The sequence below is a fragment of the Herbaspirillum sp. 1173 genome, from assembly GCF_031455335.1.
Classification (GTDB): Bacteria; Pseudomonadota; Gammaproteobacteria; order Burkholderiales; family Burkholderiaceae_D; genus Herbaspirillum; species Herbaspirillum huttiense.
The window spans coordinates 761,117-773,005 of record NZ_JAVDSP010000002.1; the positions used below are offsets into that span (position 1 = coordinate 761,117).

An 11,889-nucleotide genomic window follows, 5' to 3' on the forward strand; every position below is an offset into this window, starting at 1 on the left:
AACAGAAATTTAATGCTGGCAAACGCGCCGGGGGAACGCTCTTGCCGTGCACCAGATGCTGCGCAAATGATTTATATCGTTTCAGGCAACCGCATAGGCAGCATGCGCAGGCATGGCCTGATCGCGCACATGGGGGATATCGAGCTGGCGCAGCTTGCGGTACAGCGAGGCCCGGCACATGCCCAGTTGCCGCGAGGCGGCGGAGATGTTCCAGCGGCTGCCGTTCAGGGCTTCGATGACGCGGGTGCGTTCATCACGCCCTGGATCGGCGGCGTCGGCCTGGCTGCTGCTCCCGGCGGCCAGGCGCGATGCCGGACGGTGCAGCGGCAGCACCTGCGCTAGCGTCGCGGGCTGGAACTGCATCAGTTCTTCCGGCAGATCACGCAGGGTGATGCGGCCGTCATTCATGACGGCACAGCTGTAGCGGATCACCGCATGCAGCTGGCGCAGATTGCCCGGCCAGGGATAGGCCAGCAGGCGCTGCAGGGCGGCGGGATCGAGCATGCTCTCGTCGGCCGCATGGCCAAGCTCATCGGCGATCATCTGCATCACCAGCGCGGGCCGGTCGCTGCGGTCGCGCAGGGCCGGCAGACGCAGTACGCCACCGGCGATGCGGTAATACAGGTCTTCACGGAAGCGGCCTTCGGCGACCAGGGTTTTGAGGTCCTGGTGGGTAGCGCAGATCAGTTGCACGTCCACCGGTACCGGACGCAATGCGCCCAGCGGAATCACTTCGCGTTCGGAGAGTACGCGCAACAGGCGTGTCTGCAGCGCAAAGGGCATGTCGCCGATTTCATCGAGGAAGAGCGTGCCGCCATCGGCCTGCTGGACCTTGCCCTTCATGCCGCCGGGCAGCGCACCGGAGAAGGCCCCCTTGGCGTAGCCGAACAATTCGCTTTCGGCCAGGCTCTCGGGGATGGAGGCGCAGTTGATGGCGATCCAGCTGGCGCGGCGGCGCGCGCTGTAGTCATGCAGGGCGCGCGCGAGGTATTCCTTGCCGGTACCGGTCTCGCCCAGGATCAGCACGGGAATGCCGCGATCGATCAGGCGCTTGCCGCGCTCGACCAGGTCGCGCATCAGCTCGTCGCCGGCGGCGAGCTGGCCGATGTCGCGATAGCGCGGGGCGTGGCGCGTGGAAGCCGAAAGGGGTGCGGGGGTGAGGCAAACGTCACTGTCAGGCAAGGGCTGCGCTACCGGGGTGGTCGGCATGATGGTCTCCTGTCTTGGACTGCTTTTTTTATCGAGCCGGCTTCCCTCGGGACCGGTTCTTTATGCGCGGGAAGCCGCCTGGGGCGGGCCCGGAGATGTGTCGCAACGGCACGTCTGCGGCAAAGAATAGCCAGTCCGATCCATGACTTCCAATACAATGTACAGACAGAATCAATACCTTGAAGGTATCAAATGATCGAATTGAGACACCTCACCTATTTCCGCACCGTAGCAGAAACCCTCCATTTCGGACGCGCGGCAGAGTTGCTGCATATCTCGCAACCGCCGCTGACACGGCAGATTGCGGCGCTGGAGAGGGAGTTGGGCGCGCAATTGTTCGACCGCAGCAAACGCGCCATCCAGCTGACGTCAGCGGGCAAATATTTTTATCGCGATACCACAGAAATTTTCAAGGCACTGGAGCGGGCCAAGCGCAATGCGGCCTCTTCCAGCACCGGGCAGAGCGGTGCGCTGAAGGTGGGGTTCATGATGTCCTCGGCCTACAACATCCTGCCGGCGGTGACGCGCCATTATTCGGCGGCCTATCCGGAGGTGGACATGCGCCTGAGCGAATACGTGCCCAACCTGCTGGCCACCGACATCGAGGATGAGAAGATCGACGTGGGCATCATGTATCGGCCGGAGGATTGCCGCCGGCTCGACAGCTACACCATCTATGCCGAGCCCTTGCTGGCGGTGCTGCCGCGCGGGCACCGGCTGGCGCACAAGCCCGACATCTCGGCCGCCGAGCTGGCCGAGGATGCCTTCATCAGCATTCCGCGTCCGATTGCGCCGGTGGTGTATGACCTGATCCAGCAGCATTGCCAGCTGCATGGTTTCCGTCCCCGCATCGTGCTGGAGACCAACCTGCAGCAGACCATCGTCAACCTGGTCGGTGAAGGCCTGGGCGTGGCGCTGGTGCCGACCTCGATGCAGGCCATGCATCTGGACACCACGGTCTTCAAACCGCTCATCGGTGCGCCGACGGTGGAGGTGGCGGTGATCTGGAACCGGGAAAATACCAATCCCTGCATACGGACGTTTGCGGAGACGGCGGTGGAGGTGTGGCGGAGGATGCAGACAACGTCGTGCGCAGCCTGAACATAAAAAAGCCCGGACGCTCTTGAACGTCCGGGCATCAAACCGCAGCAGGTCGGCTTCCACGCCCGCCTGGCCGCGGTCAACAAACAAGCTTCAACGAGCCGCTCTCACCCGACACAGCGCAACGACAGCCCGCCATCGACAATCATGTCCAGCCCGGTGATGTAGCGCGCGCGGTCAGACGCCAGGAACAGCGAGGCATGCGCCACGTCCCACGCATCCCCCATGAATCCCATCGGACATTGCGCATTGCGCTTGGCGCGCATCTCCTCGATGTCGCCCCCATAGGAAGCCTTGAGCGGCTCGCGGATCATGGGCGTGTCCATCATGCCGGGCAGCACGCAATTGGCGCGGATGCCCATGGGCGCATACTGCATCGCCACGTTCTTGGTGAAGGCCAGGATCGCCGCCTTGGTCGCCGTATAGCCCAGGTAGGGAAAACCGATCCAGCGCAAAGCCGCCATCGAGGAGATGTTGACGATGGCGCCCTTCCTCTGCTTTTCCATGATCGGCAGCACATGCTTGTGCGTCAGGAACAGGCTGGTCTGGTTGACCGCCACCAGCCGGTTCCAGCTTTCTTCGCTGGTCTCCACCGGCCCGCCGACTTCGGCGATGCCGACGTTGTTGTGCAAGACGTCGACCCGCCCGAAATGCGCCATGGCCGCCTCCGCAATGGCTTTCACATCGGCACTGCGCGAGACGTCCGCCGCCAGCACTTCACACACGCCACCTTCGCGGCGGATGATCTCCTGGGTCTCCAATGCGGCTTCGATGCTGCGATCTACCGCCAGCACCCGGCCGCCCTCGCGCGCATACAGCACGGCAGCGGCCTTGCCGTTGCCCCAGCCCTCGCCCACCGAACCGGCACCGGTGACGATGATGGCCTTGTCTTGCATGAGCTTGTCCATCGATGCCCTCTCAGATTTCCAGCACGCCACCGGCAACGAAGCCGCCATCGACCGGAATCACGTGACCGGTGATGTAGGCCGATTCCTCCGCCGCCAGATAGCACACCGCCGAGGCGATCTCATCGGTGGTGCCATAACGGCGCATCGGGACCAGCCGGTAATAGCTCTCGCGCGTCTGCTCCGAATGCATGGCCTGGGTCATGGGCGTGTCGACCGGACCGGGGGCGACGCTGTTGACGGTGATGCCGTACTGCGCCAGCTCGATGGCCATCTGGCGCGTGAGCCCGATGACCGCCGCCTTCGAGGTGCCATAGGCCGTGCGGCCGGCACCGGCGCGGATGCCCGAGATCGACGAGATGTTGACGATGCGCCCCCATCCTTGCTTGACCATCAGCCGCGCCGCATGCTGACCCGCCAGCAGCACGCCGGTCACGTTCACGTTCATGGTCTGCAGCCAGTTGTCGAGGGGATAGTCGAGGAAGGAATACGTGCGCGCCACGCCGGCATTGTTGACCAGCACGTCGCAGCGTCCGTAATCCTTCTCGATGTGGGCGAAGGCCTGGGCAATCGCCTCCGGACTGCCCAGATCCATCTGCAGCGCGGCTGCGCGATGGCCGGCAGCCACCAGCGCATCGGCGGTCTTGGACGCCGCTTCCAGGTTGATGTCGGCCACCAGGACGGTGTGTCCCTTGGCGGCCAGTTGTGCGGAAATGCTGGCGCCGATGCCCATGGCTCCGCCCGTCACGAGCGCCACGCGGGCGCCGCTATCATTGCGATTCATATTGTCTCCGTGGATGGAGGCGGCCCCGGAAGAGGGAAAGGGGGCCGCCGTTTTTAATTCGTCATTGACAGGTCAATCAAGGAAGCTTCCCGATCGCTCGCAAGACTCATGCGGGGATCAGAGGAAACCGATGGAAATCCAGGGCACGAAGGCCACCACCAGCAGCGCTACCACCAGCGCGGCCAGGTAGCCCCAGACCCGGTTGAACACGCCATCCGGCGAGACCTTGCCGATGGCGCAGGCGGCATAGAAGCCGACCCCGAAAGGCGGTGCGAACAGGCCGATGCCCATGGCCAGGATCACCACCATCGCATAGTGCACGTCATGCACGCCCAGCGAACGCGCCACCGGGAACAGCAGCGGCCCGAACAGCACGATGGCGGGAATGCCTTCCAGCAGGCTGCCCAGCACGATGAAGATGACGATGGTGATCAGCAGGAACCCGGCACCGCCGCCCGGCACGCCCTGCATCAGCGCCACCAGCTTGGCCGAGAATCCCGATTGCGTGAGCGCCCAGGCCATCGCGGTAGCCATGCCGATGATGAGCAGGATGGCACCCGACAAGGCCGCCGATTCGATCAGCATGGGATAGAGCCGCTTGAAGTTCAGGTGCTTCAGGAACAGGTGCATGATCAGCCCGACCACCACCGTATAGGCCACGCCGATGGTGGCCACTTCGGTCGCCGTGGCGACGCCTTCGATGACGGCCACGCGGATGAGCATGGGCAGCGCCAGCGCCGGAATGGCCGCGATCAGGGTCTTGACGATCAGCGAGACCGGCGCGCGCTGCACATCCGGCATCGGCTCGCGGCGCGCCCGCATCCAGCACACGACCGCAATGGCGATGGTGGCAATGGCCGCCGGCATCAGTCCGCCAATGAACAGCGCCGTGATCGACACGCTGCAGACCGCACCGATGGTGATGAGCACCAGGCTCGGCGGAATGGTTTCGGTCATGGCACCGGAGGAGGACAGCAAGGCCACCAGTTCTTCCGGCTTGGAACCGCGCTTCTTCATCTCGGGGAACAGCGCCGGGGCAATCGCGGCCATGTCGGCTGCCTTGGAACCGGAGATGCCGGAGACCAGGAACATCGCCCCCAGCAGCACGTATTGCAGGCCGCCGCGCACGTGGCCCAGCAGCGCGGCCATGAAGTCGATCAGGGTCTTGGCCAGGCCCGACATTTCCAGCAAGGAGCCCAGCAGCACGAACAGCGGCACCGACAGCAGGATCAGGCTGGACATGCCCTCGTCCATGCGGCTGACCACGATCATCAGCGGTGCCGTAGTGGCCAGGGCCAGATAGGCCATGGTGGCCGTACCGAAAGCAAAGGCGATGGGGATGCCGCCGGCCACGCACACGCCGATGAGCAGCACGAAGAACACGATCAGGTTGTAATTGCCCATGCCCAGCAGCATGGGCTTGGCCAGCCACAGCGCGCCCGCAATCACGGCCACCACGGCCAGTGCCGAGAGCAGCAGTCGCATCGTCGTCATGGCCGCCATGCGCGAGACCGCCGCCAGCAGCATCAGGATCGCACCGACCGGCAGGGCCGCAGCGCGCAGGCCATCGGGGATTTCCAGCGCCGGTGTGGTGATCGGCATCTGCTCCACCGCATGGTCCACGGCCGGGTGGATCACCATCAGCACGAAGATGCAGACCACCAGTGCCGCCACCGTTTCGAGCCACACGCGGCCTTTCTCGGAACACTTGTTGATGATGGCGGTGAGCCGCATGTGCTCGCCACGATCCAGCGCCAGCACGGCCCCCAGCATCGACAGCCAGATGAACAGAATCGAGGCCAGTTCATCCGACCATACCAGGGGGTCATGCAGCGCATAGCGGTAGATCACGCCGGTCAGCAGCACCACGGTTTCAGCCACCACCAGGGCGGCCGCCACGGCACCGACCACGTGCATCACCATGCGATTGAATGCGACCAGCGCGCGCGCAGCCGGGTTCATGTTGACCGGGGCGCGGTAAGTCATTGCAGCTTCCATCATCAAGCTCCAGCGAAATGGATTCAGGGCGGGAGCGCTGCCCTCACGGCGAGGGCAGCACTCCGGCGCACGGGCTCATGCAGGCATGAGCCCCGGCAAACGAAGCGCTCAGGCCAGCTTGCCGGTGTACTTTTCCAGCAGGGCCCAGGGCTCGTCGCCGAACTTCTTCTTCCACTCGGCATAGAAACCGGCACTGCGCAGCTTGGCGCGGAAGGAATCGGCATCGGCATTGTTGAAGGCCAGACCCTTGCCCTTCATTTCATCGACCAGCGAATCGTTGAGCTTGCGCACGTCGGCGCGCTGGTTCATGGCGGCTTCGTTGATGATGCGGGCCATCATGTCTTGCAGGTCCTTGGGCAGGCGCTCGAAGGATTTCTTGTTGCCCAGGAACCAGAAGCCATCCCACATGTGGTTGGTGATGGAGCAGTACTTCTGCACTTCGTAGAGCTTGGCGGTGGAGATGATGGCCATGGGGTTTTCCTGGCCTTCCACGATCTTGGTCTGCAGGGCCGAATAGACTTCGGCGAAGTTGATCGAGGTCGGGGCCGCATCGAAGGCCTTGAACATCGAGGTCCACAGCGGGCTGGGCGGCACGCGCAGCTTCATGCCCTTGAGGTCGTCGGCCGCCTTGATGGGCTTGGTGCTGTTGGTGATCTGGCGATAGCCGTTGTCCCAGATCTTTTCAAAGGCGAACAGCGTGGACTTGGCTTCGATCTGCTTGCGCACGTGCGCACCCAGCTCGCCATCCATGGCCGGCCAGACCTGGCTGTAATCCTTGAAGGCAAAACCGATGCCGGAGATCTGCGCGGCCGGCACCAGCGTGCCCAGGATCAGCGGCGAGAGCGTGAAGAAATCAATGGCACCCGCACGCACCTGCGAGAGCATGTCGGTATCGGTGCCCAGCTGGTTGTTGGGATAGAGCTGCAGTTCGATGCGGCCCTTGGATTGTTCCGCGATGGCCGCGGCCATTTCCTTGGCGCGCGCATTCATCGGGTGTGTCACCGGCAGATTGTTGGCGTACTTGAAGGTGAACTCGGCCGCATGCGCGGAGGTCGATACCAGGCCGGTAGCGGCGGCAGCCGAGGCCACCGAAGCCGTCTTCAGAAAATGGCGGCGCGTGATCTTGCCAGTGGATTGTTCCATCTGCTTGTCTCCTGTCTGTCTGTTTGTAATTTTGAAAATCGCTGAATCCGGCGCTACCAGGGGTGCTGGATCGGGCGTGCAGCTCCCTGTTCCGGGTGGTCAACACTGCCTGTGCCTCGACAGAGCAAATTGGATGCCAAGCCTCCGGTCTTCCCTTGTCGGCATGGCGCTCCCCCTCTCCCTCAACGGCACTGCGCCTGTATTCTCTGCGATAAGGGCGGGCCTGTACAAGCGCGCAATCATCGCCGCCGCCATTTATTTGCGCGCAGCGTGACTGCGACACCTGTCGCAGAAGTGTCGCTGCACTGTCGCAGGCGTCGACACCTGTTCATGCTGCTCACCGGCAATAGTGCTGCCTGCTGGCTGCTGCAGCGCAATGATTTACGTTAACGTAAAGTACGTGATATCTTCATGCGGTCGGCGGGCACTGCCCTGTTCCGTTGGATTTTTCCTGCATGTCGGGAATGAGCGGGCGGCCTGCCGGACACATCAGCACGCATCAACATCAACAACAAAGCGAGACCCGGCGCGGCTTTGCGCCGGCACTCTCAGGAGACGGGCAAGATGCAGGCCGGCACCTGGCGCGATGCGCCATCACCGGCTGCGCGATGCCGAGGCAAGGGACGCGCGACACCGGCTGCATGCGGTGGCGCGAGCGGTCCTGCGCGTGGCACCGATTTTGCATATTGCCCCTGTGTGTAACGGAGCGACCCCGCTCCATTGACCCCGTGACTACGGACACAAGGACAACCCCATGACTGTTTCTGCATCCTCACCCTGCATCACCGGCTGGAACCATTCGCAGTTCGGCAAGCTCGACGGCATCGATCCGGAAGTGCTGATCGGCCAGGTCGCCAAGGCCGCCATCGAACACGCAGGACTGCAACCGGAAGACATCGATTCGGTACACTTCGGCACCTTCAATGCCGGTTTCCTGTACCAGGATTTCCCGTCCTCGCTGGTCCTGAACACGCTGCCGCAGCTGCGCTTCAAACCCGCCACGCGCCTGGAGAATGCCTGCGCCACCGGTTCGGCGGCGATCCATTCGGGCCTGCAGGCGATCAAGGCGGGCGAATCGAAACACGTGCTGGTGATCGGCTTCGAGAAGATGACCGAGCTGGCCACCGCGCAAGTGGGCGAGGTGCTGCTCAAGGCTTGCTACGCCAAGGAAGAAGCGGGCATTCCGGGTGGCTTTGCCGGCGTCTTCGGCAAGATCGCGCAGAGCTACTTCGAGCGCTTCGGCGACCAGTCCGATGCGCTGGCGATGATCGCGGCCAAGAATCACAAGAACGGCATGGTCAATCCCTATGCGCACATGCGCAAGGATTTCGGTTTCGATTTCTGCCGCACGGTCTCCGACAAGAATCCGTATGTGGCCGGTCCGCTCAAGCGCACCGACTGCTCGCTCATTTCCGATGGTGCAGCTGCCCTCGTCATCAGCGCTGCCGATGTGGCCAAGTCCATGCCGCGCGCGGTGCAGTTCCGTGCGGCGGTCCACGTCAATGATTTCCTGCCGCTGTCGCGCCGCGACCCGACCCGCTTCGAAGCGGCCGAGCTGGCCTGGAAGAAGGCGCTGGGCGCAGCCAGCCTGAGCCTCGATGATCTCTCGCTGGTGGAGACGCACGACTGCTTCACCGTGGCCGAACTGCTGGAATACGAAGCCATGGGCCTGGCCCCGCACGGCCAGGGCGCACGCGTGATTGCCGAAGGCATCACCGCCAAGGACGGCAAGCTGCCGGTCAATCCCTCGGGCGGGCTGAAGTCCAAGGGCCATCCGGTCGGTGCCACCGGTGTCTCGATGCACGTGATGGCGGCCATGCAGGCATCCCATGATGCGGGCGACATGCAGATCGCCAATGCGCGCTATGCCGGCGTGTTCAACATGGGCGGCGCGGCGGTGGCCAACTATGTGAGCATCCTGGAGCGTGTGAACTGAAAATGCGGTAGCAGCACCGGCGCGCCGTCCTGTCGTTGAAGGCCGGTGCGCCGCATGAAGTGATGTACAAAAAACAGAACAAGGCAGCACGCCAATTTCCATCAGAATTCCATCAGAAGAATCGGGACGAGTGAGACGATGTTAAGCAAAGTGATGAACCTGGGCCGCCTGCTCTCGGACGTGGCGCGCCGCTTTCCGGAGGAGCCGGGACTGATCCTGGCGCAAGGCGCAGCCGATGGCAGCGACCGCCAGATCCCTTGGCGCGAGATCAATGCCCGCGTCGATGCGCTGGCCCACGCCCTCACCCGGCGCGGCGTCAAGAAGGGCGACAAGATGCTGGTCCACTCGCGCAACAACCAGCAGATCTTCGAGAGTGCCTGGGCCGCCTTCAAGATGGGCGTGGTCTGGGTGCCGACCAATTTCCGCATCACGCCGCCCGAGGCCGCCTATCTCGGCCAGTCCAGCGGCGCCTGCGTGATGCTGTATGACCGCGGTTTCGCACCGTATGTCGATGCGGTGAAATCCGCCTCGCCCACGCTCGAACACGTGGTGGCCCTGGCCGACGCACGGCCGGGCGAACTCGATTACGAAACCCTGGTGGCCGATGGCAGCGGCGAAACCTTCCGCGAGGCCGAAGTCGATTACGACGATCCGCTGTGGTTCTTCTATACCTCCGGCACCACCGGCCATCCGAAGGCGGGCATGCTCTCGCACGGCCAGATGGCCTTCGTGGTGACCAATCATCTGGCCGACCTGATGCCGGGCCTCACGCATCAATCGCGCTCGCTGGTGGTGGCACCGCTGTCGCACGGCGCAGGCGTGCATGCGGTGGTCAATACCGCGCGCGGTGCGGCCAGCATCCTGCTCTCTTCCGAACGGCTGGTGGTCGAGGAAGCCTGGCAGCTGGTGGAAAAATACAAGGTGGACAATCTCTTCACCGTGCCCACCATCGTCAAGATCCTGGTCGAAGATGAGTCCGTGGACCGCTACGATCACAGCTCGCTGAAACACGTCATCTATGCCGGCGCACCCATGTATCGCGCCGACCAGGTCCATGCATTGAAGAAGCTGGGCAAGGTGCTGGTGCAGTATTACGGCCTGGGCGAAGTGACCGGCAATATCACCTTCCTGCCGTCCTATTTGCACTTCGAGGATGACGCCCATCCGCAGGCACGCGTGGGGTCCTGCGGCATGCCGCGTACCGGCATGCAGGTCGCCATCCTGAACGACGATGGACAAGAACTGGCGCCCTTCGAGACCGGCGAAATCTGCGTGCGCGGACCGGCCGTCTTCATGGGCTATCACAACAATCCGGAGGCCAATGCCAAGGCCTTCAAGCATGACTGGTTCCACACCGGCGACCTCGGGCATGTGGACAAGGATGGCTTCCTCTACATCACCGGACGTTCCTCGGACATGTACATCTCGGGCGGCTCCAACGTCTATCCGCGCGAGATCGAGGAAGCCCTGCTGACGCACCCAGCCGTCTCCGAAGTGGCGGTGCTGGGCGTGCCCGATCCCAAGTGGGGCGAAAGCGGACTGGCGGTGATCGTCTGCAAGGCTGGCCAACAGGCCGATGGCGAGGCCTTGCTGACGCATCTGGAAACCCGCATCGGCAAGTACAAATGGCCGCGCCGCTTCGTCTACTGGGACAGCATGCCCAAGTCGGGCTACGGCAAGATCGTCAAGAAACAGATCAAGGCGCTGCTCGAAGAACAAGGCGACTACCGGCTATGAAACGCGCCAGCCAACCTGGCGAGACCAAGGCCAGCGCCGGTTTCCTCGCGGTGCGCAAGTTCCTTCATGCAGGCCAGCCGAGCTATCCGCGCACGCTGGATCTGGAGGCCGATCCGGCCGAGGAACTTCGTATCACCCTGCAACCAGGCACGCCGGTGGGCCCGGCCTTGCGGCGCGTGCTGGCACGCTACGGCCAGCGCGGCGGCGTGGGACGGCTGTGCGGCGGGACTGCGCGGCGGCTGCATTATCACCGCATCGAACAGACCGGCGATGCCAGCCGGCCTTATGACTATGGACCACCGCATGTATTGGAAGGCGTCATCAGCTTCGTGACCGGCGCCATCACCATCGGCCAGAACGCCGATGGAAAAGTCTTGCTGCATTGCCACTCAGGTTTCATCGATGGCGATGGCACGCTGCATGGCGGCCATCTGCTGCTCGACACGGTGGAGGTGGGCGACGATCCGCTCATCCTGCGCCTGTGCCTGTTCTCCCGCAGCGCCTTCGTCGTCAACAGCGATGAAGAGACGCACTTCAGTCTATTGCATCCGACACCCATGGAATGATGATGACGCTCCCTGCCCATGACAGCGACTCCCTTGACGACCACATCCACGTAGAACAGGGCCAGCTCGGCAAGCTGGTGATGGCCCGGCTCAAACCCAACCAGGACCTGACCGAAAGCGTGGAAGCGCTGTGCCGCCAGCATGGCATGGACAAGGCCATCGTGCGGGGCGCCATCGGCAGCCTCATCGATGCCCATCTGCAATACGCCACCCCGGCCGGGGTGCGTGCGATGGAGATCAACGGGCCAGGTGTGGAAATCCTCAACGTCTTCGGCGAAATCGGTTTTAGCGATGGACCGGGCAGCGCGCATCCGCTGCAGGGCGTGGTGGCCGATACCGAGGGCCGCATCTTTGCCGGACGCTTCGTGCGCGGCGCCAATCTCTCTTTCATCACCATCGAGATCACCTTGCAGGAATGGATTGCGGTCAAGCAATCCGAGGCGCTGCCGGCCTGAATCACTTTCCTTTCGCCCATGAAAAATGCCGCGCGGCTCATCACCGGGCGGCATT

General features: G+C 63.4%; 10 protein-coding genes. 5 read left to right on the forward strand and 5 right to left on the reverse strand.

Annotated elements, in window-relative coordinates:
• Positions 1-81 precede the first annotated feature (81 nt).
• Positions 82-1,209, reverse strand: a complete 1,128-nt coding sequence (locus tag J2X56_RS11460) for a sigma-54-dependent Fis family transcriptional regulator (protein ID WP_134136583.1) — start codon at positions 1,207-1,209, stop codon at positions 82-84.
• 192 nt (positions 1,210-1,401) lie between these two features.
• Between J2X56_RS11460 and J2X56_RS11465 the strand changes: the two genes are divergently transcribed.
• The gene (locus tag J2X56_RS11465) at positions 1,402-2,310 is read left to right on the forward strand and encodes a LysR family transcriptional regulator (protein ID WP_121043788.1); all 909 of its coding nucleotides are present in this window, start codon (positions 1,402-1,404) and stop codon (positions 2,308-2,310) included.
• 107 nt (positions 2,311-2,417) lie between these two features.
• Here the strand turns inward: J2X56_RS11465 and J2X56_RS11470 are convergent, their stop codons facing one another.
• The 4 genes from J2X56_RS11470 to J2X56_RS11485 form a co-directional block, all read right to left on the reverse strand.
• A complete protein-coding gene (locus tag J2X56_RS11470) occupies positions 2,418-3,218 on the reverse strand; it encodes an SDR family NAD(P)-dependent oxidoreductase (RefSeq protein ID WP_310160374.1) in 801 nt (266 codons plus the stop codon).
• A 10-nt stretch (positions 3,219-3,228) separates the two neighbouring features.
• Positions 3,229-3,999 carry an SDR family NAD(P)-dependent oxidoreductase gene (locus J2X56_RS11475; protein ID WP_034329145.1) on the reverse strand — a complete coding sequence of 257 codons (771 nt, stop codon included), beginning with the start codon at positions 3,997-3,999 and terminating at the stop codon, positions 3,229-3,231.
• 117 nt (positions 4,000-4,116) lie between these two features.
• Complete coding sequence (locus tag J2X56_RS11480) at positions 4,117-6,000, reverse strand: TRAP transporter large permease subunit (RefSeq protein ID WP_034329143.1); 1,884 nt, start codon at positions 5,998-6,000, stop codon at positions 4,117-4,119.
• A gap of 105 nt (positions 6,001-6,105) precedes the next feature.
• Positions 6,106-7,140 carry a TRAP transporter substrate-binding protein gene (locus J2X56_RS11485; RefSeq protein WP_034329140.1) on the reverse strand — a complete coding sequence of 345 codons (1,035 nt, stop codon included), beginning with the start codon at positions 7,138-7,140 and terminating at the stop codon, positions 6,106-6,108.
• Between the two features lie 754 nt (positions 7,141-7,894).
• Between J2X56_RS11485 and J2X56_RS11490 the strand changes: the two genes are divergently transcribed.
• From J2X56_RS11490 to J2X56_RS11505, 4 genes are all read left to right on the forward strand, one after another.
• On the forward strand, positions 7,895-9,076 hold the full coding sequence (locus J2X56_RS11490) for an acetyl-CoA acetyltransferase (RefSeq protein ID WP_209567590.1): 1,182 nt from the start codon (positions 7,895-7,897) through the stop codon (positions 9,074-9,076).
• Between the two features lie 120 nt (positions 9,077-9,196).
• A complete protein-coding gene (locus J2X56_RS11495) occupies positions 9,197-10,813 on the forward strand; it encodes an acyl-CoA synthetase (protein WP_310160479.1) in 1,617 nt (538 codons plus the stop codon).
• Positions 10,810-11,379 (forward strand): hypothetical protein, encoded by a 570-nt coding sequence (locus J2X56_RS11500; protein ID WP_134136577.1) that lies wholly within the window; start codon positions 10,810-10,812, stop codon positions 11,377-11,379. The genes J2X56_RS11495 and J2X56_RS11500 overlap by 4 nt, the downstream gene beginning before the upstream one ends.
• A gap of 2 nt (positions 11,380-11,381) precedes the next feature.
• Entirely contained in the window at positions 11,382-11,834 is a 453-nt protein-coding gene (locus J2X56_RS11505; protein ID WP_227022731.1) for a PPC domain-containing DNA-binding protein, read from the forward strand.
• Positions 11,835-11,889: the final 55 nt, after the last annotated feature.